Source organism: Piscinibacter sp. XHJ-5 (assembly GCF_029855045.1).
Lineage (GTDB): Bacteria > Pseudomonadota > Gammaproteobacteria > Burkholderiales > Burkholderiaceae_C > Albitalea.
The window spans coordinates 5,321,224-5,345,028 of record NZ_CP123228.1; the positions used below are offsets into that span (position 1 = coordinate 5,321,224).

Annotated in this window: 23 protein-coding genes; 13 read left to right on the top strand and 10 right to left on the bottom strand. The window is 69.3% G+C overall.

Annotated features, from left to right (window positions below):
• The first annotated feature begins 5 nt into the window (after nucleotides 1–5).
• Both P7V53_RS25135 and P7V53_RS25140 read left to right on the top strand, forming a co-directional pair.
• Nucleotides 6–857: an alpha/beta hydrolase gene (locus P7V53_RS25135; RefSeq protein WP_280152226.1), complete on the top strand. Its 852-nt coding sequence runs from the start codon at nucleotides 6–8 to the stop codon at nucleotides 855–857.
• Between the two features lie 18 nt (nucleotides 858–875).
• Nucleotides 876–1,727: a helix-turn-helix domain-containing protein gene (locus P7V53_RS25140; RefSeq protein WP_280152227.1), complete on the top strand. Its 852-nt coding sequence runs from the start codon at nucleotides 876–878 to the stop codon at nucleotides 1,725–1,727.
• Between the two features lie 4 nt (nucleotides 1,728–1,731).
• Here P7V53_RS25140 and P7V53_RS25145 read toward each other — a convergent pair whose 3' ends face one another.
• Nucleotides 1,732–2,184 (bottom strand): globin domain-containing protein, encoded by a 453-nt coding sequence (locus P7V53_RS25145; protein WP_280152228.1) that lies wholly within the window; start codon nucleotides 2,182–2,184, stop codon nucleotides 1,732–1,734.
• Nucleotides 2,185–2,428: 244 nt separating this feature from the next.
• Between P7V53_RS25145 and P7V53_RS25150 the strand changes: the two genes are divergently transcribed.
• The 3 genes from P7V53_RS25150 to P7V53_RS25160 are packed head-to-tail and all read left to right on the top strand — an operon-like array spanning nucleotide 2,429 to nucleotide 8,464.
• Nucleotides 2,429–5,710 (top strand): AAA family ATPase, encoded by a 3,282-nt coding sequence (locus P7V53_RS25150; protein WP_280152229.1) that lies wholly within the window; start codon nucleotides 2,429–2,431, stop codon nucleotides 5,708–5,710.
• Between the two features lie 34 nt (nucleotides 5,711–5,744).
• Complete coding sequence (locus P7V53_RS25155) at nucleotides 5,745–6,470, top strand: response regulator (protein ID WP_280152230.1); 726 nt, start codon at nucleotides 5,745–5,747, stop codon at nucleotides 6,468–6,470.
• A complete protein-coding gene (locus P7V53_RS25160) occupies nucleotides 6,467–8,464 on the top strand; it encodes a PAS domain S-box protein (protein ID WP_280152231.1) in 1,998 nt (665 codons plus the stop codon). The genes P7V53_RS25155 and P7V53_RS25160 overlap by 4 nt, the downstream gene beginning before the upstream one ends.
• Here P7V53_RS25160 and P7V53_RS25165 read toward each other — a convergent pair whose 3' ends face one another.
• Both P7V53_RS25165 and P7V53_RS25170 read right to left on the bottom strand, forming a co-directional pair.
• Nucleotides 8,465–8,884: a globin family protein gene (locus P7V53_RS25165; RefSeq protein WP_280152232.1), complete on the bottom strand. Its 420-nt coding sequence runs from the start codon at nucleotides 8,882–8,884 to the stop codon at nucleotides 8,465–8,467.
• Nucleotides 8,885–9,034: 150 nt separating this feature from the next.
• The gene (locus tag P7V53_RS25170) at nucleotides 9,035–10,330 is read right to left on the bottom strand and encodes a DUF6596 domain-containing protein (protein WP_280152233.1); all 1,296 of its coding nucleotides are present in this window, start codon (nucleotides 10,328–10,330) and stop codon (nucleotides 9,035–9,037) included.
• Nucleotides 10,331–10,366: 36 nt separating this feature from the next.
• On the opposite strand from P7V53_RS25170, the gene P7V53_RS25175 reads away from it, so the two are divergent.
• Both P7V53_RS25175 and P7V53_RS25180 read left to right on the top strand, forming a co-directional pair.
• Nucleotides 10,367–10,828 carry a cupin domain-containing protein gene (locus P7V53_RS25175; protein ID WP_280152234.1) on the top strand — a complete coding sequence of 154 codons (462 nt, stop codon included), beginning with the start codon at nucleotides 10,367–10,369 and terminating at the stop codon, nucleotides 10,826–10,828.
• A 10-nt stretch (nucleotides 10,829–10,838) separates the two neighbouring features.
• Nucleotides 10,839–11,648, top strand: coding sequence for a phytanoyl-CoA dioxygenase family protein (locus P7V53_RS25180; RefSeq protein ID WP_280152235.1), 810 nt, complete (start codon nucleotides 10,839–10,841; stop codon nucleotides 11,646–11,648).
• A 114-nt stretch (nucleotides 11,649–11,762) separates the two neighbouring features.
• Here P7V53_RS25180 and P7V53_RS25185 read toward each other — a convergent pair whose 3' ends face one another.
• On the bottom strand, nucleotides 11,763–11,966 hold the full coding sequence (locus tag P7V53_RS25185; RefSeq protein ID WP_280152236.1) for a hypothetical protein: 204 nt from the start codon (nucleotides 11,964–11,966) through the stop codon (nucleotides 11,763–11,765).
• 122 nt (nucleotides 11,967–12,088) lie between these two features.
• On the opposite strand from P7V53_RS25185, the gene P7V53_RS25190 reads away from it, so the two are divergent.
• The gene (locus P7V53_RS25190; RefSeq protein ID WP_280152237.1) at nucleotides 12,089–12,988 is read left to right on the top strand and encodes a crotonase/enoyl-CoA hydratase family protein; all 900 of its coding nucleotides are present in this window, start codon (nucleotides 12,089–12,091) and stop codon (nucleotides 12,986–12,988) included.
• Between the two features lie 94 nt (nucleotides 12,989–13,082).
• Complete coding sequence (locus P7V53_RS25195; RefSeq protein ID WP_280152238.1) at nucleotides 13,083–13,520, top strand: YciI family protein; 438 nt, start codon at nucleotides 13,083–13,085, stop codon at nucleotides 13,518–13,520.
• 15 nt (nucleotides 13,521–13,535) lie between these two features.
• Here the strand turns inward: P7V53_RS25195 and P7V53_RS25200 are convergent, their stop codons facing one another.
• The 6 genes from P7V53_RS25200 to P7V53_RS25225 form a co-directional block, all read right to left on the bottom strand.
• Complete coding sequence (locus P7V53_RS25200) at nucleotides 13,536–14,702, bottom strand: ABC transporter substrate-binding protein (RefSeq protein WP_280152239.1); 1,167 nt, start codon at nucleotides 14,700–14,702, stop codon at nucleotides 13,536–13,538.
• 11 nt (nucleotides 14,703–14,713) lie between these two features.
• The gene (locus tag P7V53_RS25205) at nucleotides 14,714–16,570 is read right to left on the bottom strand and encodes a long-chain fatty acid--CoA ligase (protein ID WP_280152240.1); all 1,857 of its coding nucleotides are present in this window, start codon (nucleotides 16,568–16,570) and stop codon (nucleotides 14,714–14,716) included.
• A 111-nt stretch (nucleotides 16,571–16,681) separates the two neighbouring features.
• Nucleotides 16,682–17,443, bottom strand: a complete 762-nt coding sequence (locus P7V53_RS25210; protein ID WP_280156613.1) for an ABC transporter ATP-binding protein — start codon at nucleotides 17,441–17,443, stop codon at nucleotides 16,682–16,684.
• Between the two features lie 19 nt (nucleotides 17,444–17,462).
• Complete coding sequence (locus P7V53_RS25215) at nucleotides 17,463–18,260, bottom strand: ABC transporter ATP-binding protein (RefSeq protein ID WP_280152241.1); 798 nt, start codon at nucleotides 18,258–18,260, stop codon at nucleotides 17,463–17,465.
• Complete coding sequence (locus P7V53_RS25220) at nucleotides 18,257–19,333, bottom strand: branched-chain amino acid ABC transporter permease (RefSeq protein ID WP_280152242.1); 1,077 nt, start codon at nucleotides 19,331–19,333, stop codon at nucleotides 18,257–18,259. Before P7V53_RS25220 ends, P7V53_RS25215 begins: the two co-directional genes overlap by 4 nt.
• Nucleotides 19,334–19,484: 151 nt before the next feature.
• Nucleotides 19,485–20,360, bottom strand: a complete 876-nt coding sequence (locus P7V53_RS25225; RefSeq protein WP_280152243.1) for a branched-chain amino acid ABC transporter permease — start codon at nucleotides 20,358–20,360, stop codon at nucleotides 19,485–19,487.
• Between the two features lie 105 nt (nucleotides 20,361–20,465).
• Here P7V53_RS25225 and P7V53_RS25230 point away from each other — a divergent pair, with 105 nt between their 5' ends.
• Genes P7V53_RS25230 through P7V53_RS25245 form a run of 4 tightly spaced genes read left to right on the top strand, consistent with a single transcriptional unit; the run spans nucleotide 20,466 to nucleotide 23,748 of the window.
• Nucleotides 20,466–21,857, top strand: a complete 1,392-nt coding sequence (locus P7V53_RS25230; protein ID WP_280152244.1) for a DUF1446 domain-containing protein — start codon at nucleotides 20,466–20,468, stop codon at nucleotides 21,855–21,857.
• 16 nt (nucleotides 21,858–21,873) lie between these two features.
• The gene (locus P7V53_RS25235; protein WP_280152245.1) at nucleotides 21,874–22,260 is read left to right on the top strand and encodes a hypothetical protein; all 387 of its coding nucleotides are present in this window, start codon (nucleotides 21,874–21,876) and stop codon (nucleotides 22,258–22,260) included.
• On the top strand, nucleotides 22,238–23,008 hold the full coding sequence (gene aat, locus P7V53_RS25240) for a leucyl/phenylalanyl-tRNA--protein transferase (RefSeq protein ID WP_280152246.1): 771 nt from the start codon (nucleotides 22,238–22,240) through the stop codon (nucleotides 23,006–23,008). Before P7V53_RS25235 ends, aat begins: the two co-directional genes overlap by 23 nt.
• On the top strand, nucleotides 23,005–23,748 hold the full coding sequence (locus tag P7V53_RS25245; RefSeq protein WP_280152247.1) for an arginyltransferase: 744 nt from the start codon (nucleotides 23,005–23,007) through the stop codon (nucleotides 23,746–23,748). The genes aat and P7V53_RS25245 overlap by 4 nt, the downstream gene beginning before the upstream one ends.
• Nucleotides 23,749–23,805: the final 57 nt, after the last annotated feature.

Genomic DNA, 23,805 nt, shown 5'->3' on the forward strand with positions numbered 1-23,805 from the left:
CCGCCATGACCGCGCACATCCGCGACCTCGGCCGCTGCCCCGTTCACATCGAAGGCCACGGGCCTGCCGTGGTGCTGCTGCACAGCACGATGGGCTCGAAGCGGCAGTGGCGCCACCTGGTCGAGCAGCTGCGCGGCCGCTTCCGCACGATCGCCGTCGACCTGCTCGGCTATGGCGATGCGCCGATGCCGCTCGCCGCCACGTTCTCGCTGGCCGACGAGACGACCCATGTGGAACGCGTCCTGGCCGGGGTGCTGTCCCCGCACGAACGTTTCCACCTCGTCGGTCATTCGTATGGCGGCGGCGTCGCGCTGCGGCTGGCCCACGACAGGCCGAGCCGTCTGCACAGCCTGACCCTGTTCGAGCCGACGGCCTTCCACCTGCTGCCGGACGCCGACGCGCTCGCCGAGCTTCGCGCCGTGGCAGCAGTCGTCACGGGTGCGGCCGAGGGCGACCGTCTTGCGGCCACCGCCTGCTTCATCGACTTCTGGAGCGGCGCGGGCACGTTCGCGGCGCTGGCCCCCTCGCGCCAGCAGGCGCTCGCGCGGCTGCTGCCCAAGGCGGCGCTCGATTTCCAGGCTCTGTTCGGCGCCCCGCAGACCCTGTCCGACATCGCGGGGCTGGATCAGGTCCTGCCGACACTGCTGCTCGGCGGCCAGCGCAGTCCCGGCTGCACCCAGGCCCTGCTGCTCGCGCTGGCAGGCGCGCTGCCCGACGCCCGCGTGTGCTGGGTCCCTTCGGGCCACATGGCCCCGGTGTCCGACCCTGCGCTGGTCGATCCGCTGATCGAGGCCTTCATCGCTGAAGCCGATGCGGCGCGGCGCAGCCTGCGCGACGCCGCGGCGCAGGCGGCCTGAGGCACCTCGCGACCCGTCATGCCGTCCCAGCGCTTCATCGTGCAGCCTTCGCGCCGCCTGGCGCGCCACGTGCTGTGCTTCGTCGCACGCGACGGCGGTGCGGGTGCGGCGCCGCCCGACGACGCGGACGGCGCGCAGTTTCCCGCACACGTCTACGGCAGCATCGTCGCGACCCTGCGCGGCGCCATCATGGACGGCGCCACCGGCCGCAGCCTGCCGCCCCTGACGGTCAGCGGTGCACAGACGTCCCCGTGCACACGCCGCTACCGCGAGGACACGCTGTCGATCGTCGCGATCCTCAAGCCCGGCTGCGCGGCGCGGCTGTGCGGGGTGCCGGCGGCAAGGCTGACGGACGCGCATGCCGACGCCTTCGAGGTCATGGAGACGCCTCCGGCCGGCTGGATCGAGCACATCGCGCGCGGCCGCGGGCTCCTGGAGCGCATCGCGCGCTTCGACGCGCTGCTGCTGTCGCGCCTGGCCGTCGCCGCCGAGCCGGGCGCCGGCCTGCAGGAGCTTCTGTGGCCGCTGCTGCCGGCGCTGCCGCGCATGTCGGTGGGCGATGTGGCACGGCACTTCCGGTTGAGCGAGCGCAGCGTGCAGCGGCGCTTCGTCGCCGAGTTCGGCCTCGCGCCCAAGGTCTTCCTGCGGCTGGTGAGGATCCAGCATGCGCTGCGGCTGCTGCAGCAGCGCTGCGCCGCACCGCTGGCCGACCTGGCGCTGGCCTGCGGCTTCAGCGATCAGGCGCACCTGACGCGCGAGCTGCGTGTCCTGGCCGGCTTCACGCCGACGGCACTGCAGGAGCCGGGCAGCGACCATCGCCTGCGCAGCTGGGTGCTGCAGGCGCCGCACAGTCTGCTGGCGCTTTCGTGACGCGCTACAGCAGCACGTCGATGTGGCCGATGGGCTGCGGCTCGGTGTCGGCCTCGAGCATGCCTTGCAGCATCTCGGCCGCGATGAACCGCAGCGCTTCGTGCCAGGCCTGCTGCAGCTCGGCATCGAAGGCTTCGCCGAGGCGCGCGCGCAGGCTGTCGTTGAGCGCCTGCGCCAGGGTCTCGAAGTCGTACTGCCGCAGGCCGTAGCCGCGGTGCCGCGCGCCGAGCGAGCGCAGCACTGGGACGAGCTCGTGGCGGCACACCAGGCCGTGAACCGCCACGCCGAGCATCTGCATGAGCCGCGCGCCCTGGCGCGCGATGTCGCGGGGAAAGATGGCCTTCAGTCCGGCGTCGAGCTGGAACAGGCGGCCGTAGACAGCTTGAGAGAACGCCTCGCTGTACGGATCGAGCAGGGCGAAGCTGTGCTGGACGAGGGCGATTTGTCGAGGGGTCATGCGAAGCGATCGGGTCCGATAGGGAGTGCGGACCATGGTGAAAGGCGCGCCCGTGCCGTGTCTTGAAGAAACACGACGGCTCCCTAGGACGTATGCCTGAGCCGGACGCCCGCGACCACGTCCCGTGGAGCCGCCGTCTGGCCTGCTCGAGCGGCCGCAACGCACCGCGACCGGCTTGACGCAGCCGGGGCGACGTGCTCTGCTTTGCCCCCCCAACCAGGACTGCGCCAGAAGAGATGGGCCCATGAACGTTGCCGATTGGCTGACCGGCCTCGGTCTTGCGTGCTATGTCGAGGCGTTCGAACAGAACGACATCGACGCGTCCACGCTGCGCCTGCTGACGGAAGCGGACCTGGCAGAGATCGGCGTGCGCTCCGTGGGACATCGCCGGCGGCTGGTCGAGGCGATCGCGCAGCTGCACGACGAGGCGACGAGCCGTGCCGAACCGGCCACGAAGTTGGCCGAGCTCCGCCAGATCTCGGTGGTGTACTGCCAGCTGGTGGCGCGCAGCGCCGTGGATGGGGAAGAACTGCGCGCCCTGGTGCAGCGGTTCCACAAGACCTGCACGCAGGTGGTGACCGAGTACGACGGCCACGTGGCGAACTTCTACGGCGACTGCATGCTGGTGTATGTGGGTTGGCCGCGCGCGCACGAGGACGACGCCGAGCGAGCCGTGCGGGCAGGCCTGACGCTCATACGCCGCGTGCGGGCATCGGAGAAGTCGATCGACGCGCGCGTGGGCATCGCCACGGGCCCGGTGGTGGTGGGCGACCTGATCCGCGAAGGCCCGGCGCAGCAGCAGTCGGCCGTCGGCGTCACCCCCAACCTGGCCGCGCGCGTGCTGAACCTGGCGGTCGACGGGCAGGTGTTGATCGACGACCTGACGTGCCGGCTGGCGGGTCCTGGCATTGCATGCGAGTCGCTGGGCAGCCACACGCTCAAGGGGATCGCGGGACCCGTCACGGTGCACGCGGTGCTGGGCGAGCAGGCCGCCGACAGCCGGTACGAGGCCAGGCGCGGGAGCGACGTGACACCGATGGTGGGACGCGACCAGGAGCTGGCGTTGCTGCTGGGGCGCTGGGCGCTGGCCCGCAGCGGCGAAGGCCAGGCCGTGCTGCTCGCAGGCGAGGCCGGCATCGGCAAGTCGCGCCTGGTGAAAGCTCTGCTGGACGCCACGGCGACACAAGGGCAGGTCCAGGTTCGCTGGCAGTGCTCGCCGTACCACAGCAGCAGCGCGCTTTGGCCCGTGATCCAACGCCTGGGTCGCATGGCGAGTCTGAACACGGACGACTCCACCGACGCTGCGCTCGACAAGCTGGAGGCGCTCTTCGGCAACCGGGAAGCTCCAGCCATCTATGCCACCTTGCTCGGACTCAATGGCGCTCAGCGCTACGGCCCGCTGACGATGTCGCCGGAGATGCTGCGCGGGCGGACGCTGGAGCTGCTGGCGGAGGGACTGTTCGAAATGGCCGAGCAGCGCCCATTGCTGCTGCTGGTCGAGGACGCGCATTGGATGGACCCCACCACGCGCGAGCTGATCGAGCGCTGCCTCGAGGGAATCGACCACGCGCGCATGCTGCTGCTCATGACCAGCCGGCCGGAGAACAAGCCGGCACTCGCCACGCATCCCGGCGTTGCGTTGCTGTGGCTGCATCGCCTGAACCGCGCCAGCGTGGAGGACATCGTCACGCGCCTCGCAGGCGATACGCTGCAACCGCAGACGCTGTCGACCATCGTCGCCAAGACCGAAGGCGTGCCGCTGTTCGTCGAAGAGCTCACCAAGGCAGTGCTCGAGACCGGGGAGGCATCGATCCCCTCGTCGCTGCACGGCTCGCTGATGGCGCGCCTGGACCGCTTTCCCGAGGCCAAGGAGGTTGCCCAGATCGCTGCCTGCCTGGGGCGGGAGTTCGACCATCAGCTGCTGGCAGCGGTGACGCAGTGGCCCGATCGCGAGCTGGACGGGGCCATGGATCAGCTCGCCGCAGCCGAAGTGGTGTTCCAGCGGGGTGCGCGTCCGGACGCGAGGTACGTGTTCAAGCATGCGCTGATGCAGGAAGTCACCTACAGCAGCGTGCCGCGGGGCCGGCGCAGGCAACTGCACTCCCGGATCCTCGACGTGCTGAGCGCGCAGCACCCGACCGGCGCGCCCGAAGTCCGCGCGCAGCACGCGGTCAAGGCGCAGCGGGGTGCGGAGGCGGTCGGGTACTGGGAACAGGCGGCAAACGCATCCCTCGCGAAGGGGGCCTACGAGGAAGCGGCGCGGTATTTCAGCCATGCGATCGACATCGTCAGGCAGGCGAGCATGGACGACGCGTCGCGCGACCGTCAGCTGCGGCTCCTGTGCCAGCTCGGCGAGGCGCAAAGGGCTGCCGGAGGACACGGCGCAGCGGCCGCCCTCGAGGCGTTCGAGGAGGCCCATCGCCTTCTGCGCGATGACCACGACATCGCCCTTCGCGTGAAGGTCGTGCAGGGCGTGTGGAACTGCCTGCTGGCGCGCGGCGAGTCCAGCAGTGCGCTGGCGCTCGGCGAACGGCTGCTGGAGACCGCGTCGCGCCAACCCGATCGCACGGTCGAGTTCATCGCGCTGCGGATCCTCGGAACCACACAAGTCTCCATGGGACACCTGCGCGACGGCAGAGATCACCTGCGCCGCGTGACAGCCCTCGATGAGCAGGACCTCCAGCACAGCCTTGCCGAAAAGGTGGGCGTGGAGCCGGCAGTGTTCGCGCGCGGCTACCTGGCGCGGGCAGAGCTCCTGCTCGGCGATCGCCTGCAGGCCGAGCGCGTCATGCGCCGCGGCCTGGAGCTGAGCCATGGCTGCGACTCGTTGCATACCCGGGCGTTCGCTCGCCACCTTTCGGTGCTGCTCTCGGTCCTGGCACGTGATGCAGCGCGTGCGGAACGCGACGCGCGAGACCTCCTCGAACTGACACGGCAATATCGCCTGCGGACCTGGGAGGCGCACGCTCGTGCCGATCTGGCGTGCGCCCTCGTCGACCTGGGGCGCAGTGCCGAAGCGATCGAGGAGTTCGAGCGCGGCTTTTCCCAGCTCGACGTCGCCGGAGCCGCCATCGTGACGTCGTACTTCCACTCGGCGCACGCCAGGGCTCTCGCGGCGTGCGGGCGCGTGGGCGAAGGCCTTGACGTCATCGGCCGCACCCTCGAGGAGCGCGGCGAGCTGCGATGGACCGAGGCCGAGCTGTGGCGTGTGCGAGGCGAGCTGAGCCTGCTCGACCCGAACGAATCGATCCAGGCAGCGCATTGCTTCCACCAGGCGCTGGCCGTTGCGCGTTCGCAGCACGCCCGGGCCTGGGAGCTGCGCACGGCCCTCAGCCTCGGGCGCTGGTGGTGCGCCCAGGGCCGCATCGACGACGCGCGAGCGCTGCTCGAGCCGATCTGCGAGGCCCTCGCACCGTGCTACGACGCGCCCGACCTGCACGACGCGACCGCGTTGCTTCGCGGCCTTGCGACGCCGCAGAGCCGGGCCATGGACGCCGAGCAGGGAGTCGCCGGGCCAGGACGATAATGGGCGCGTCCCGGCGCACCGGAGAAGCCTGCCGATGGAGACGCACCCGGACGTCCCGCTGATGGTCGTCGACGACGAGTCGGAGATCCGCGAGCTGCTCGCCGAGTACTTCGGCCGCCACGGTTTCGATGTGCGCTGCGCCGTCGACGCGGCCGCCGCACGTGCCCTGCTGGAACGCTGGAGCCCTTCGGTCGCGATCCTCGATGTGCACATGCACGGCGAGGACGGCCTGTCGCTCGCCCGCTGGCTGCGCGAGCACCATCCGCGCCTGGGCATCGTGATGCTGACCTCCGCCGCCGAGACCTTCGACCGCATCTTCGGCCTGGAGATGGGCGCGGACGACTACCTGCCCAAGCCCTTCGAGCTGCGCGAGCTGCTGGCGCGCGTGAAGAGCCTGCTGCGCCGCCTGTCGCCCGCGGCGGCGGGTGCGGTGGCCCCCGCGCAGCGGGTGCGCTTCGGGCAGTGCCTGCTCGATCTCCAGCAGCGCCGGTTGCTCGGCGCGGATGGCAGCGACATCGCGGTGACCGCCGCCGAATTCGACCTGCTCGCGCTGTTCGCGCGCTCGCCCAACCGGCCGTTGAACCGCGACCAGATCATGGAGCAGGCGCACAGCCGCGGCTGGGACGTGTTCGACCGCTCGATCGACCTGCGCGTGATGCGCCTGCGCCGCAAGATCGAGCGCAATCCCGACCGGCCCGAAGTGATCCGCACCGTGCGCAACGTCGGCTACGTGTTCGTGCCGCAGGAGCCCCCGGCGTGAACGACGACGTGCGCCATCTGCACTGGTCGCCTGCCGCGGCCTGGGCCGATGCCGGCCGGGTGCCGATGGAGGCGAGCCTCGCTCAATCGCTGCTCTACAACATCACCGCGCGCGTCGCGGTGGTCGGCCGCGACCAGCGCTATCGCTACGCCAACCGCGAGCTGCTGCGCTTTCTCGGACTGGGCGCCGACGACCTGATCGGCCGGCGTGTCGACGAGGTGCTGGGCGCAGCGGCCACCGCCAGCTATGCGCCCATCGCCGAGCGCGTCTTCGCCGGCGAGGCGCTGAGCTGGGAAGGCTGGGTCGACTACAGCCGGTACGGACGCCGGTACCTGCAGGAGACGCTGATTCCCTACGACCACGACGGCGCCCGCTTCAACGCGGTGGTCGTGTTCGGGCGGGACCACACCGAGCTCAAGCTGCGCGAGCAGGAAGTCGCCGCGCGCCAGCAAGCCTTGACCGCGAGCGAGACACTCAAGTCGGCCATCGTCGACAACGCGTTGGCCGCGCTGGTGTCCACCGATGCGAGCGGCTGCATCGTCGAATTCAATCCGGCTGCCGAAGCGATGTTCGGACGCGCTCGCGCCGATGTGCTCGGCCATGCTGTGAGCGAGCTGCTGATGCCCGAACGTTTTCGAGCGGCCCACCAGGCCGGTCTCGATCGGCTGCAGGCCGGCGGCGAGCCGCGCGTGCTCGGCAAGCGCATGTCGCTGCACGCGCTGCGCGCCGATGGCAGCGAGTTCCCGATCGAGATGGTGCTGTGGCGCACCGACGTCGGCGGCGCGGTCTTCTACACCGCATCGATGGCCGACCTGACCGAGCGGCACAACGCCGCGCAGCAGATCGAGCGGCAGCGGGAGGCCTTGCGCCAGAGCGAGAAGCTGACCGCGATGGGCAGCCTGCTGGCCGGCGTGGCGCACGAGCTGAACAACCCGCTGGCGATCGTGATGGGCCGCGCCAGCCTGCTCGAAGAGAAGTGCGAGCAGTCGCCGCTGGGCGAGGAGATCCGCGCCGACGTGCAGCGCATCCGCGAGGCGGCCGAGCGCTGCGGGCGCATCGTGCGCACCTTTCTCAACATGGCGCGCAGCCGGCCTTCGCAGCGCGCCAGCATCGCGATCGAGCAGCTCGTGCTGGCCGCCGTCGACATGCTGCACTACGGCTTTCGCAGCCACGGGATCGAGGTCGAGCTGCGCCTGGCCGAGGGGTTGCCGACCGTGTATGCCGATGCCGACCAGATCGGACAGGTGGTGCTGAACCTGCTGGTCAACGCACAGCAGGCGCTGGACGGCAAGCCGGGCGAGCGCCGCGTGGCCATCACCAGCGGCGTGGAGACGCTGCGCAATTACCGCGAGCCGCGGGTCTGGCTGTGCGTGGCCGACACCGGACCCGGCGTGCCGGCGGAGATGCGCACGAGCATCTTCGAACCCTTCTTCACCACCAAGGCCGACGGCATCGGCACCGGCCTGGGCCTGCCGATGTCGCGCTCGCTGGCCCGCGAGCACGGCGGCGACCTGACGCTGGAGCCTTCGCGCGACTCCGGCTTCGGCGCGATCTTCCGCCTGAGCCTGCCGGTGAGCGGCGAATCCGAAGCCGTCGTGGATGCGCCGCCCGCGGCCGCAGAGCCCCGGCCGGTGGCGCGGATCCTGGTGGTCGACGACGAGCCCGAGATCTCGGCGCTGATGCGCGACATGCTCGAACGCGCCGGCTACGAAGTCGCCTCCGGCGAATCGGCCGCGGTGGCGCTGGAGCTGCTGGACACCGCGCGCTTCGACGCCATCGTGTCCGACCTGCGCATGCCCGACATGGACGGTGCCGCGTTCCGGCGGGAGGTGCTCGCGCGCCATCCCGAGCTGGCCCGCCGCATGCTCTTCGTCACCGGCGACACGCTGTCGCCGAACGCGCGCGAGTTCCTCAAGTCGGCGCGCAGCGAGAGCCTGGAGAAGCCGTTCTCCAAGGAGGACCTGCTCGCACGCGTCGCCCGCCTGCTGGAGTGATCAAGCCACCGCCGCGGCGGTCTGGCCTTCGAGCATGTGGTGCGTGACCACGCCATACACGGCGATCCAGGCCTGCTCCACCTCGGGCGTGAAGGCCTCTCCCAGCCCCTGCGACAGCGTCTTCAGCAGCGCGGCGCCGACGCTGCGGTAGTGCTGCGGCTCCACGCCGTAGCCGCCGTGGCGCGCGCCCAGCGAGCGCAGGGCCGGCGCGAGATGCACCGGCCGATCGAGCATGCGCACCGCCTGGCCGAGCATGGCCATCAGGCGAGCGCCCTGCTGCGCGATGTCGCCGCGGAACAGCCGCCGCAGCGCCGGGTCGGCTTCGAACAGGTTGGCGTAGAACAGCGCCGCGGCCTGCGGTGCGATGGACGCGACCAGGTCGAAGCTGCGGCGAACGAGGGTGATCTGCAAGGGTGTCATCGGCTGCCTCCGTGAAGAAGGCAGCAGCGTCGCGCGTGGCGGTTTCAATCGCGTTTCGAAGGGCGCGTGGCGTCGATTCATTTGTTTCGGCGTGGCGCGGCTGGGGTGAGGGCCACAGCAGTGGGCGACCATCTGCTCCCACGCGACCCTTCATCCGGCCGACGCGTCGATGCGCTCGAGCTCGCCCTGCAGAAAGTGCCGCACCGCCAGGTCGGTCTCCAGGCCGATCGCGCGCCGATATGCCTCGGCGGCGGCCGCGCGATCCCCGGCGCGCGCGAGCAGCGCGGCACGGGCCGCCCAGTACGGCTGGTAGGCGACGAGCTGCGCATCCGGCACCAGGGCATCGAGTGCCTGCACGCCGGTGGCCGCACCTTGCGCGCCACCGAGACATGACGCCAGCGCCACCGCCCGGTTGATGGCGACGACGGTCGAGCCGGTGAGCGTGAGCAGCGCGTCGTAGAGCGAGACGATGGCCGCCCAGTCGGTGGCACCGGTGAGGCGCCGCGCGGCATGCGCCGACTGCACCGCCGCTTCGAGCTGGAAGCGCCCCGGCGCGTCCAGACGGCTCGCCGCCAGCAGCAGCGCCTCCGCCTCGCCGATGAGCGCGGCGTCCCAGCGCGCCGGGTCCTGGGCATCCAGCGGCACGAAGCCACCCTGCGCATCGCGCCGCGCGTCGCGTCGTGCCTCGGCGTGCAGCATCAGGGCGAGCAGGCCGAGCGCCTCGGGCTCCTGTGGCAGCAGCGAAGCCACCAGCCGCCCGAGCCAGATCGCTTCCTCCGCCAGGCCGCGGCTGCGCGACTGCACGCCGGCGGGGTCGGACCAACCCTCGGTGTAGATGGTGTAGATCGCGTCGAGCACCGCGCGAAGGCGCTCCGGCAGCTCCTCGTGATCGGGCACGCTAAACGGAATCCCGGCTTGCCGGATGCGGCTCTTCGCGCGCACCAGCCGCTGGCCCATGGCCGAGGGCGCGACCAGGAAGGCCGACGCGATGGTCGCGGCATCGAAGCCCAGAACGGTCTGCAGCATCAACGGCGCGCGCACCCCTGCGTCGATGGCCGGGTGCGCGCAGGCGAACATCAGCCGCAGGCGCTCGTCAGGGATCGCCGTCTCGCTGCCAGGCCCGTCCTCCAGCTCGTCGGCAAGCAGCAAGAGCGTCGGCACCGCCTCCTCGCCCGAGCGCCGCCGCCGGGCCGCATCGATGAGCCGGCGCCGCGCCACCGTCAGCAGCCAGGCTTCGGGCGTGCGCGGGATGCCGTGCACCGGCCAGTCGGCGAGCGCCGCCGCGAAGGCTTCGGACAGCGCATCCTCGGCCGCGACGACATCGCGGCTGCGTGCGGCCAGAAAGGCGACGAGCTTGCCGTAGCTCGCCCGCGCCACCGCCTCGGCGGCCTTGCGCGCCCCGCCCGGACCTTCGGCAGGCGCGTCTGCTGGGCTGAAAGAAGACATCGCGTCATTGTCGGCGCGGCGGCGCAAAATGCCGCCATGGACGCCTCCTCCCGCTGGAAACACGACGGCGTGCGCGTCGTCCCGGGCGACCGGCTCGACCCCAACACGGCGCAGACGCCCGGCATGGACCGCCAGGCCGCCATCACCTTCGCCCGGGTCGGCGCGCAGAAGCTCTGGGCCGGCACGGTGCACATCCATCCGAACGCGAAGACCGGCGCCCATCACCATGGGCCGCTCGAGAGCGTGATCTACGTCGTAAAGGGACGCGCCCGCATGCGCTGGGGCGAGCGGCTGGAATTCACCGCCGAAGCCGGTCCGGGCGACTTCATCTACGTGCCCCCATACGTGCCTCACCAGGAGATCAACGCGAGTCGCACCGAGACGCTCGAATGCGTGCTGGTGCGCAGCGACGGCGAAGCCGTGGCCGTCAACCTCGACATCGAGCCGGCCGAGCCGCCCGAGGAAGTGCCGTGGGTCGATCCCACGCACCCGGCCTGAGGCTTGCGGCATGGCACGCCTGTCCGGGTCCGAGATCGAGCACTACCGCCGCGAAGGCTGGCTCATCCCGCAGTTCACGCTGCCCGCGCAGCGCGTCGCGCAGATGGCCGAAGCGCTCGATCGGCTGATCCGCGACAACCCCGGCGTGCGCCCCGAGAAGCTGGTGTCGGCCCACATCGAGGGCGACAACGGCGAGGGCGTGCGCGGCAGCCGCGAGTTCCTCGACCTGGCCATGGACCCGGAGATCGTCGAGCTGGTGTCCGGCGTCATCGGCGACGACGTGATCCTGTGGGGCTGCCACGTGTTCTGCAAGCCGCCGCACGAAGGCTACGAGACACCCTGGCACCAGGACGGCCACTACTGGCCCATCCGGCCACTCGCCAACTGCACCGTGTGGGTGGCGCTGGAGCCTTCGACGGCGGCCAACGGCTGCCTGCGCGTCATCCCCCGATCGCATCGCGAGCGGGTGCTGCACGAGCACCTGCATGAAGACCGGGAAGACCTGACGCTCAACCAGCGCATGGCGGCCGGCAGCTTCGACGAGGCCGACGCGGTGGACCTCGAGTTGCAGCCGGGGCAGATGTCGCTGCACGACGTGTACATGATTCACGGTGCCAAGGCCAACACCTCCCGGCAGCGGCGCACCGGCGTCGCGCTGCGCTACATGCCGTCGACCTCGGTCTTCGAGCGCCACCTGCGGCCGGCCGACGGACAGACCGGGGTACCCGTCAACTTCGCGCAGCGGCCGCTGTGGCTGCTCAAGGGCGTCGACCGCAGCGGACGCAACGACTTCGACGTCGGGCATCGGCGCCTTCGTTGAGTCCTTCTCTCTCCCGCTGGATGCTCCCCCTCTCGCGCCACGCGGGAGAGGGTCGGGGTGAGGGGAATTCGTCCGCCCCTCCCCCCGGCGCGAGAGGAAGCGCGGCGGCTCGCGTCAGCCGCGCCCATCCGATGTCATGCCGGTGTCGGCGCTGGCGCTGCCCGGGCCCTTGTCGGCCGGGCCGGGTTCCTCGCGCAGCAGGCCGCCCTCGCCGGACTTGCCCGTCCCGGACGGGTGCCGTTCGCGGGTGGGCAGCTCCTCCTGCTTGTCGTCGCGCTTCTTGGAGGTGTCGTCCGGCTGGTGGATGCGGGTGTTCATGGCGGATCCTTTTCGGTGGCGCGCGGAAAGTTCCGCGGCACCCAGACGCAGCAAACCCCGTTCCTGTCGGCACCCCGGCCGGTGCATCATCGATGGCGCCCCCGGACTTCGCGAGGATCGCCATGCCCGACTTCTCCACGCTGCGCATCGACAAGGACCCGGCGCACCCGCGCATCGCACGGCTCCTGCTGAACCGGCCCGAACGGCTGAACGCGATCAACGACGACACGCCGCGCGAGATCCGCGCCGCGGTCGAATGGGCGCAGGCCGAGGACGAGGTCCACGTCATCGTCGTCGAAGGCGCGGGCAAGGGGTTCTGCGGCGGCTACGACCTCGCCCATTTCGGCTCGGGCCGCATCGACCATCCCTGCCAGCAGGAGCGCACGCCGTGGGACCCGATGGCCGACTACGCCGTCATGAAGCGCAACACCGAGGACTTCATGACCCTGTGGCGCAGCCCCAAGCCGACGATCGCCAAGGTGCACGGCCACGCGGTGGCCGGCGGCAGCGACATCGCGCTGTGCTGCGACCTGCTGGTCATGGCGAACGACGCGCGCATCGGCTACATGCCCACGCGGGTGTGGGGCTGCCCGACGACCGCGATGTGGACCTATCGCCTCGGCCCGGCGCGCGCCAAGCAGCTGATGTTCACCGGAGACACCATCGACGGCCTCACGGCCGCGGCCTGGGGACTCGCCAACGAGGCGGTCCCGGCCGATCAGCTGGAGGCGGCGGCGATGCGCCTGGCCGGGCGCATCGCCGGCGTGCCGCGCAGCCACCTGGCGATGCACAAGATGGTCGTCAACCAGGTGATGCTCACGATGGGGCTCGAGCAGAGCCAGGCGATGGCCACGGTGTTCGACGGCATCACCCGCCACAACCCCGAGGGGCTCTGGTTCCGCCGCTACGCGCAGGCCGAGGGCTTCAAGGCCGCCGTGCAATGGCGCGACTCGGGCCGGCCGATTCCCGAAGGCGACGAGGCGCGGGAGCTGATCCGCAAGCTCGAAGGCAAGGAAAGCTGAACGATCGCGTTGAACCCTGTCGATTTCCGGCATCCCGATTCGTCGTAGTGTCAGAGCCCCACGAGGCTCCAACCCGAATCGAAGGAGAGACGACATGCGTGTGATGGTGATGGTGAAGGCGACCCGCGAGTCCGAAGCCGGCAAGATGCCGAGCACCGAACTGCTCGCGGCCATGGGCCGATTCAACGAGGAGCTGGTCAAGGCCGGCGTGATGCTCGCGGGCGAAGGCCTGCATCCCAGCGCCAAGGGCAAGCGGGTGCGCTTCTCCGGCAGCCAGCGGACCGTGATCGACGGGCCGTTCAGCGAGACGAAGGAACTCGTCGCGGGATTCTGGCTGTGGCAAGTCCGGTCGATGGACGAGGCGATCGAATGGGTCCGGCGCTGCCCGAATCCGATGGAGGGCGAGTCCGAGATCGAGATCCGCCCGGTGTTCGAGGCCGAGGACTTCGGCGCCGAGTTCACCCCCGAGCTGAGGGCGCAGGAAGAGCGCCTGCGCGCCCAGACCGAAAGCGCGGCCAACAAGCCGCGCTGACGCGAGCGCAGGCGCTCAGGGCTTGGCGTAGTCCGCCACCACCTTCCAGCGCCCGTCCTGGATCTGCGACATGCGCGACAGCTCGCTGCCCCAGTGCTTCTTCGGGCCGAAGGTGGCTTCCGGCCCGCCGAACATGTCGGTGGGAATCGTCATCGACTCCATCGCCTTGATGAAGCTGTCGGTGGTGAGGTTGGGCCCGGCCTTCTGCGCCGCCTTGATGAAGTTGTCGAGGAAGGCATAGCCGTACACCGAGAACACCGTCGGGTCCTCGTTGAAGCGGGTCTTGTACTTGTTGGCCCAGAAGCGGATCGGCTGCGAGGCCTCGTCGAGGTACGGGTGCTGCACCGTGTGCATGCCGTACAGGCCGTCCATCGCCTTGCCGCCCAGCTTGTGGATCAGGTCGGTGTACACGGCGCTGGAGCCCATGAAGGTCGGGTTGAAGCCGGTCTTGCGGCTCTCGGCAATGGTGCCGATGGTCTCGCGGATGATGGTGCCCAGCACCACCAGCTCGCAGTTCGCCGACTTCATGCGCGCGACCTGCGACGAGAAATCGGTCGCGCCGCGCTTGTACGAGGTCTTCTCCGCCAGCTCCATGTTCATCGCCTTCACGCCCGCTTCGGCGCCGCGCAGCACCTCGAGGCCGAAGTCGTCGTCCTGGTAGATGATGCAGACCTTCTTCGCGCTCTTCTCCTTGATGAGCCGCGGCAGCGACACCCGCATCTGGTCGTAGTAGCTGGAGCCGCCGGAGAACTTGAGGCGATGGAACGGCTCGTACATCTCGCGCGCCGCCGTCACCGGATAGAAGTTGATGACGTTCTTCTCGAACTGCACCGGCATCGCCGCGTTGTTCGTCGGCGTGCCGATGTGCGCGACCATCGCGAAGATCTTGTCCTGGTTGACCAGCTTCTGCGCGGCCAGCACGGCCTTCTTCGGGTCGTAGGCCGAGTCCTCGAACAGCAGCTTGAGCTTGCGGCCGTTGATGCCACCCTGCTCGTTGACCTCGTCCTGCCGAAGCAGCATGCCGTTGCGGATCTGCTTGCCGAAGCCGGCGATCGGCCCCGACAGGTCCTGGATGGAACCGATGACGATCTCGGACTTGGTCACGCCCTGGGTGGCCTGCGCCTGCGCGAAGCCGGCGGCCAGCGCCAGCAGGGCGGCAGGAAGAACAGTCTTCAGTCTCATGGTCTGTCTCCTTAGGTGTACATCGCTTCGATGCGATCCGCGTATTTCCTCTCGACGAGCTTGCGCTTGAGCTTCATCGTCGGCGTGAGCTCCTCGTCCTCGGCCGTGAGCTGCGTCTCGAGCAGGAAGAACTTCTTGATCTGCTCGACGCGCGCGAACTTCCTGTTCACGCGGTCGATCTCGCCCCAGATGAGCTCCTGGATCTCCCGTGCACGCGTGAGGCTCGCGTAGTTGGAGAACGGGATGTCGTGCTCCTGCGCGTACTTCTCGACGTTCTCCTGGTCCACCATGACGATCGCCGTGAGGTAGGCGCGCCGATCGCCGATGACCACCGCGTCGGTGATGTACGGCGAGAACTTCAGGTCGTTCTCGAGCTCGCTCGGCGTGACGTTCTTGCCGCCGGCCGTAATGATGATGTCCTTCATCCGGTCGGTGATCTTGAAGTAGCCGTCGTTGTCGACCAGGCCCACGTCGCCGGTGTGCAGCCAGCCTTCGGGCGTGATGGTCTCGGCGGTCTTCTGGGGAAGGTTCAGGTAGCCCATGAAGACGTTGGTGCCGCGCACCAGGATCTCGCCGGTGGCCGGATCGATCCTCACGTCGTTGTGCGGCGCCGCGATGCCGATCATGCCGGGCTTGATCCGCGCGGGGGGCGTGAAGGTCGACGCGCCGCAGGTCTCGGTCATGCCCCACACCTCGAGCATGGGCACGCCGAGGGCGAGGTACCACTTGACGAGATCGGGCGAGATGGGCGCGGCGCCCGTCAGCAGGAAGCGCGCGCGGTGGATGCCGATCAGCTTGCGCACGTTGTCCAGCGCCAGGAAGCGCGCGAGCCGGAACTGCAGCTTCAGCAGCGGTCCCACCGGCTGGCCGGCCAGGGTGAGCTCGGCGATGCGGGTGCCGACGCCGATGGCCCACCGGTACACCGCCTGCTGCAGCCGGCTCGCGTCGCGCAGCGCGATGGTCACCGCCGAATAGAACTTCTCCCACACGCGCGGTACCGCGGTGAAGACGGTGGGCGCGATCTCGCGAACGTTTTCGGGCACCGTCTCGGGGTTCTCCACGAAGTTCAGCTTGGAGCCGGTGTAGACGGCGAAGTACTCGCCGCCGATGCGTTCGGCGATGTGGCACAGCGGCAGGAAGCACATGCGCTCGTCGTGCTCGTCCTGCGACACGATCGCGTTGTAGCCGCGCACGGTATGCACGATGCCGCGGTGGCTGTGCATCGCGCCCTTGGGCTTGCCGGTGGTGCCGGAGGTATAGACCAGGATGGCCAGGTCGTCGGGACGGCAGGCCTGTACGCGCGCTTGGAGCTCGCCGGCATGCCGGGCCTGATGCTCGCGGCCCAGCTGGCGCAGCGCCTCCAGGCTCATCACCTGCGGATCGCGCAGCTCGCGCAGGCCTTCCATGTCGAAGACGACGATCCTGCGCAGCAACGGCAGACCGTCTCGCACCTCCAGCGCCTTGTCGAGCTGCTCCTCGTCCTCGACGAACAGCACCGTCGTGCGCGAGTCCTCGCACAGGTAGTGCACCTGTGTCGCGGCGTCGGTGGGATAGATGCCGTTGGACACGCCGCCGCAGCTCAGCACCGCCAGGTCGGCGAGCACCCATTCCACGACGGTGTTCGCGAGCACCGATGCGCAGTCGTGCGGCTGGAAGCCCAGCGCCATCAGGCCGTGGGCGAGCTCGCGCACGGCGTCGCCGGTCTGCTTCCAGGTCCAGCTGCGCCACAGGCCCAGGTCCTTCTGGCGCATCAGCACGGTGTCGCTGCGCCTGGCAACGCCGTTCCAGAACATCTCGGGGACGGTCTCGCCTTCGAGGGCGATGTCGCCGGGCTTGCCGACGTGCTTCAGGTCCCACAAGTTGCTCATGACAGCCCCTCGTCTGCGGCGTGCCGCAGCCGTTCCTCCCGGGGGACGGAGCCCCGCTGCGGGCGGCCGCGCGCACGGGCTCTGCAAATCGGACTGCGCAGTCTCATGCCGTCACCTCCACGTCTTCTTCTTCTTCCACCGCCGCTCGCCGCGCACGCCCGCATCCTTGATGCCGAGGTAGAACTCCTTGATGTCGTCCTTCTCGCGCAGCTTGTCGCAGCTGTCTTCCATGACGATGCGGCCGGTCTCCAGGACGTAGCCGTAGTCGGCGGCGTTGAGCGCCATGTTGGCGTTCTGCTCGACGAGCAGGATGGTCGTGCCGCGCTCGCGGTTGATGCGCACGACGATCTCGAAGATCTCCTTGGTGAGCTTGGGGCTGAGGCCGAGGCTGGGCTCGTCGAGCAGCATCAGCTCCGGCGCGGCCATCAGCGCGCGCGAGATCGCGAGCATCTGCTGCTGGCCGCCCGACAGGAGCCCGGCGTCCTGCGACGCTCGCTCCTTGAGGATCGGGAAATAGGCGAACACCGTCTCCATGTCGCGTGCGACGCCGTCGCGGTCGCGGCGCGTGTAGGCGCCCATCAGCAGGTTGTCGCGCACCGTCAGCAGCGGGAACACCTCGCGGCCTTCCGGCACATGGCCCAGCCCCTGCTGCACGATGTGCGCAGGGTCCTTGGCGGTGATGTCTTGGCCCTTGAACGAGATGCTGCCCTTGCGCGGATCGATGATCCCGGAGATGGTCTTCAGGATGGTCGTCTTGCCGGCGCCGTTGGAGCCCAGCACGGTCGCGATCTCGCCCTGGCGCACCTTGAGACTGACGCCGCGGATGGCGCGGATGGGGCCGTAGGCGCTCTCGACGTTCATGAGGGTGAGCATGTCGGTCACGTGAGCCTCCTCATGCCGCCCTGCGCAGATTGGACACGTCGTCCACCGACCCCAGGTACGCCTCGATCACCCCCGGATGCGACTGCACCTCGGCCGGCGTGCCGAGCGCCAGCATCTCGCCCTGGTTCATCGCCAGCACACGGTCAGACACCTTGGACACCAGGCTCATGTCGTGCTCGACCATGAGCACCGTGACGCCCAGCTCCTGCTGGATGTCGCGGATCCAGAAGACCATGTCGTCGGTCTCCTCGGTGTTCAGGCCCGACGACGGCTCGTCCAGCAGCAGCAGCTTGGGTTGCGTGCACAGCGCGCGCGCCAGCTCGACCACCTTGCGCACGCCGTACGGCAGGCCGGCGACCATGGACTCGCGGTGATGCTGCAGATCGAGCAGGTCGATCACCTGCTCCACTTTCTCGCGCGCCGCGATCTCCGCGCGCCGGGTCCGGGGAGTGAAGAAGACGTCGCTCCAGAAGCCCGTCTTGCGGTGCGTGTGGCGTCCGATCAGCAGGTTCTGCAAGACGGTGGCGTGCTCGAACAGCTCGATGTTCTGGAAGGTCCGCGCGATGCCGAGCCTGGCCACCTCGTGGGGCGCCACCTGCGACAGCTTGCGGCCTTCGAACTCGATGTCGCCGGCGGTCGGCACGTAGATCCGGCTGATGAGGTTGAACACCGTCGTCTTGCCGGCGCCGTTGGGGCCGATCAGCGTGAAGACCTCGCCACGGCGCACGTCGAAGCTGACGTTGTTGACCGCCAGCACGCCGCCGAAGCGCACGCTGAGATTCGTGGCGCAGAGGAGGATGTCGGTCACCGCAAGCGCTCCGATTTCTGGAAGCTCTTCTGCCGCTTGAACAGTCCGCGCCGGTAGAACGGGAACAGCTGCAGATAGGTGCGCACCTTGAGCCAGCGGCCATACAGCCCCAACGGCTCGAACATCACGAAGGCGATCAGGACCAACCCGTACACGGCACCCTGGAGTCCCGGCGCCTGGCCGATCGCCGACGGCAGCCAGTCCTTGGCCAGCGCGATGACCTGCGGCATGCTGATCAGGAAGATCGCGCCGAGGAAGGCGCCGTGCACCGAGCCCAGTCCGCCGATCACCACCATCAGCAGCAGGTCGATCGACTGCAGGATGTTGAACTGCTCCGGCGAGATGAAGTGCAGGTTGTGCGCATACAGCGCGCCGCCCACGCCGGCCAGCGCGGCCGAGATGGCGAACGACATCGTCTTGTAGCGCGCGAGGTGAATGCCCATGCTCTGCGCCGACACCTCGGAATCGCGGATGGCGACGAACGCGCGGCCGGTGGGCGAGCGCAGCAGGTTCAGGATGGCCAGCGTGGCGGCGATGGCCAGCAGCAGGCAGAGGAAGTAGAACTGCGGGCCGCTGTCGAGCGTCCAGCCGAACATCTCCGGCGACTTGACGTGCTTGCCCGCATTGCCGCCGGTCACGCTTTCCCAGCGCGCGAAGACCTCTTCGACGATGAAGCCGAACGACAGCGTCGCGATGCCGAGGTACACCCCTTTCACGCGCAGCGCCGGCAAGCCGACGACCACGCCGACGGCAGCCGACAGCGCGCCGGCGGCGGCGATCGACAGAGGGAACGGCACGCCGGCGCCGGTGAGCACCGCTTCGGTGTAGGCGCCGACGCCGAGGAAGGCCGCGTGGCCGATGGAGAATTGGCCGGTGAAGCCTGCCAGCAGCATGAGGCCCAGGCCGACGATGCCGTAGATGAGGATCAGCGTCAGCTGCGCGAGCCAGTATTCGCTGATCCCCCACGGGGCGAGGAGCATCGCGACCAGCAGGCCCGAGTACCAGAAGACCTGGCCGCCGTGCTTGGCCAGGCGGATGTCCTGGTTGTAGTCGGTCTTGAAGATGAAGCGCATGGGGCTCCCGGGCGTCAGCCACCTGCCGTTCGGGCCGAGCTTGTCGAGGCCCCGCGTGCCAACGTGGGCGCGCGCTTCGACAATCTCGGCGTGAACGGTTGGATCGGTGCGATCCGGCACTTCGACAAGCTCAGTGCGAACGGGGTGGCGCTCATACCTTCTTCCGCAGCCTTTCCCCGAACAACCCGTTCGGCTTGACCACCAGCATGAGCAGCACCACGATGTACGCCGCCGTGTCCTTGAACCCGTCGGGCAGGTAGAACCCCGACAGCGACTCGACGATGCCGATGATCAAGCCGCCGACGATCGCGCCCGGCAGGCTGCCGAAGCCGCCGACCACCGCGGCCGGGAACGCCTTCAGCCCGATGAAGCCCATGTTGGCGTGCACGAAGGTGATCGGCGCGAGCAGCAGCCCCGCGATCGCTGCCACCGCGGCGGCCAGCCCCCACACCAGGCCGTTGAGCCGCTTGACCGGGATGCCCATGTAGTACGCCGCGAGCTGGTTCTGCGACGCCGCCTGCATCGCGATGCCGAGCTTGCTGTACTTGAACATCGCATACAGCAGCAGGCTCAGCACCGCGGTGCTGCCGATCACCACCATCTGCTCGACGTTGAGCACCAGCGCGCCGACGTTCCAGGCCTGGTCCTTGTAGGGCACCGGCAGCGTGTGCGTCTCGGTGCCGATGTTGGGCACCATCGTGATGAGACCGCGGCCCACGTAGCCCATGCCGATGGTCAGCATGACGATGGAGAACGCCGGCTGGCCGAGGATGGGCCGGATCACCACCCGCTCCGACAGCACGCCGAACAGCGCCATCGCGACGATCGCGCACGGCACCGCGAGCCAGAAGGGGAACCCCAGGAAGTTCATGCATGCGAGGCCGATGAAGGCACCGAGCATCATCAGCTCGCCCTGCACGAAGCTCACGGTCTCGGTCGCCTTGTAGATCAGCACGAAGCCGAGCGCGATCAGGCCGTAAATGCACCCTTGCGCAATCCCGCTGATGATCAGCTGGAGCAGTTGCACACGTTCTCTCCTGTGGTGTGGGGATTCTGACCTCCGGGGTCATCGATTCCCGTCAGGGATGTTCCGGGGTTGCGGCAGCATGCCGCCTGAAAGGAAATCGACACCATGACGAAGACCGTGCGCATCGGCTCGGGGCTCGGCTTCTACGGCGATGCGTGGGAGCCGGTGGCCGCCAGCATCGAGCGCGGCGGCGTGCAGTACATCGCCAGCGATCACCTGGCGGAACTGACCCTCGCCATCCTGCAGAAGGACCGCCAGCGCGATCCGGCGCTGGGCTATGCGCGAGACCTGCTTCCGATGGTGCTGCGCCTGTGGCCGTCGATGCGCGAGCGCGGCGTCCGGTTCATCTGCAATGCCGGCGGGCTCAATCCCGGTGGCGCGGCACAGGCGCTGCGTGTCGCCTTGGCGACAAAGGGTTGGAAGGCGCGCATCGCGGTCGTCACCGGCGACGACGTGCTGCCGGCGATGACGTCCGGCGCCGACGCGCCGGCGTTCGCGCACCTCTTCAGCGGCGCGCCGCTCGCTTCGGTGCGCGACCGGCTGGTGTTCGCCAACGCCTACCTCGGCGCGCGTCCCATCGTCGACGCACTGGCCCAGGGTGCCGACATCGTGATCACCGGACGGGTGGCGGACGCAGCGCTGTTCCTCGCCCCGCTGGTGCACGAGTTCGGCTGGCATCTGGAGGACGCCGCCACCCCGGCCGAGCTGAACCGGCTGGCCCAGGGGCTCGCGGTGGGGCACCTGCTCGAGTGCTCGGGCCAGGGCAGCGGGGGCAACTTCGGCAGCCTGGGCACATGGATGGCGGTGCCTGACCTGGCCCACCTCGGCTATCCGATCGCCGAGGTGTCGGACGACGGCACGGCGGTGATCACCAAGGCGCCCGGCACCGGCGGGCGGGTCAATTTCGACACGCTGCGCCAGCAGCTGCTGTACGAAGTGCACGACCCCCACGCCTACCTCACGCCCGACGCGGTGCTCGACATGAGCACGCTGCGCCTCACCGACCTGGGCGACGACCGCGTGCGCGTCGAGGGCGCCACCGGTCGGCGACGACCCGAGCGCCTGAAGATCGTGGCCGGCTTCCACGATGGCTACAAGGCCGAGGTCACCTGGGGCTTCAGCTGGCCCGATGCGTGGAGCAAGGCGCAGGCCGCGGTCGGCATCGTGAAGACGATGCTGGCCGAGCGGCGCGTGCCGCACGACGAGCTGTTCGTCGAATACCCGGGCCTCAGCTCTGCCCACGGCGCGCTCGCGCCGCTGCCGGCTGCGCTCGACGATCTGAACGAGGTATGGGTGCGTCTCGCGCTGCGCACCCGCGAGAAATCGGCGGCCGATGGCTTCGGCCGGCTCTTTCCGTGGATGGGCCTGAGCGGGCCGGCGTACACCTGCGGCTTCCATGGCCTGCACAACACCGCAGAATTGCTGGGCATCTGGCCGACGCTGATCGATCGCGGGCAGGTGGAACCGCACACCCAAATCCAGATCATCGAGACATGACCACCCATCGTCCGCCATGAAGATCCGTCTTGCCGACATCGCCCACGCCCGCAGCGGCGACAAGGCCGATTGGGTCGACTTCGGCTTGTTCGCCTGGAACGCCACCGGCTATGCGGTGCTGGCTCGCGAGGTCAGCGCAGCGCGAGTGCAGGCGCATTTCGAACCGTGGCTGCCCGGTGAGGTCCAGCTCTGGCCGCTGCCGAACATCCTCGCGATCAAGCTGGTGCTGAAGGACGCGCTGCAAGGCGGCGGTGCGCGCAACCTGCGTCTGGACAACCTGGGCAAGGCCATGGCCGCGGCGCTGCTGCGCATGGAGATCGATGTCGGCGAGGACGAGCTGGCGCGCTGCCGGGCCGAGCCTCGCGTGGGCTGGTGGCCACATGATCCGCTGGCTGCACAGTGACCTCGACGCCCTGCCCGACACCCGGCTCGCGCTGCCTCCGGGTTCGGACGCGCCCGGGCTGCTCGCCGCCGGCGGCGAGCTGACGCCCGACCGGCTCACCGAGGCCTATGCCAAGGGCGTGTTCCCCTGGTACAGCGAAGGCCAGCCGGTGCTGTGGTGGTCACCCGATCCGCGCATGGTGCTCATGGTCGGCGAGTTCAAGCTGGCGCGCTCGCTGCGCAAGACCATCGCGCGCTTCACGAAGACGCCGGGCTGCGAGGTGCGCATCGACCGCGCCTTCGACCGGGTCATCACCGCCTGCGCCGGCACGCCGCGCGAAGGCCAGGACGGCACCTGGATCGTGCCGGAGATGATCGAGGCCTACCGCCAGTGGCACCGGCTGGGGTTCGTGCACAGCTTCGAGACCTGGGTCGACGGCGACCTGGTGGGCGGCCTGTACGGCGTGAGCCTGGGCCGCATGTTCTTCGGCGAGTCGATGTTCTCCCACCGCACCGACGCCTCCAAGATCGCGCTGGCCGCGCTGGTGTGCTTCTGCCGCGAGAAGGGCGTCGCCATGATCGACTGCCAGCAGCGCACCGGCCACCTCGCGTCGCTGGGCGGCCGCGAGATCGCGCGCGGCGAGTTCGAGGGCCGGCTGGCACTCAGCCTGGGGGAGCCGCGCATCCGCGATTGGACCTATCATCCGTCGATGTGGCGGCGGCTCGTGCAGCATCCGGCGAGCGCCACCCCCGAGGACCCTGGCCTGTGACCCACCCCAAAGAGCTTCCGCTCGCGTCGCTCCAGTTCTATGCCACGGCGCCCTACCCGTGCAGCTACCTGGAGGGCCGCATGGCGCGCTCGCAGGTCGCGACCCCCAGCCACCTGATCCACGCCGACGCCTACTCCGGCCTGGTGGCCAACGGCTTTCGGCGCAGCGGCATGTTCACCTACCGGCCCTACTGCGACGGCTGCCGCGCCTGCGTGCCGCTGCGCGTGCCGGTGGCCGACTTCCAGCCCAACCGCAGCCAGCGCCGCGCCTGGAAGGCCCACCAGAACCTGCAGGCGCGTGTGCTGCGCCTGTGCTTCGTGCCCGAGCACTACCAGCTGTACCTGCGCTACCAGGCCGGCCGCCACAGCGGCGGCGGCATGGATCACGACAGCATCGACCAGTACACCCAGTTCCTGCTGCAAAGCCGCGTCAATTCACGGCTGGTGGAGTTTCGCGAGCGCCACGCCGACGGCAGCGTCGGCGCCCTGAAGATGGTGTCCATCCTGGACATCCTGAACGACGGGCTGTCCGCCGTGTACACCTTCTACGAGCCCGAGCCGCACGCCAGCTACGGCACCTACAACGTGCTGTGGCAGATCGAGCAGACCCGGCTGCTCAAGCTGCCACACGTGTACCTGGGCTACTGGATCGGCGAGAGCGACAAGATGGCCTACAAGGCGCAGTTCCGCCCGCATGAATTGCTGGTCGATGGAAAGTGGGTTCAGGCCCGTCGGTCCTGAGCCCGCTTCGCGGACAACACACGGCTCCCCCCGCCCCGCCACGAGGGGCCTCCAGCA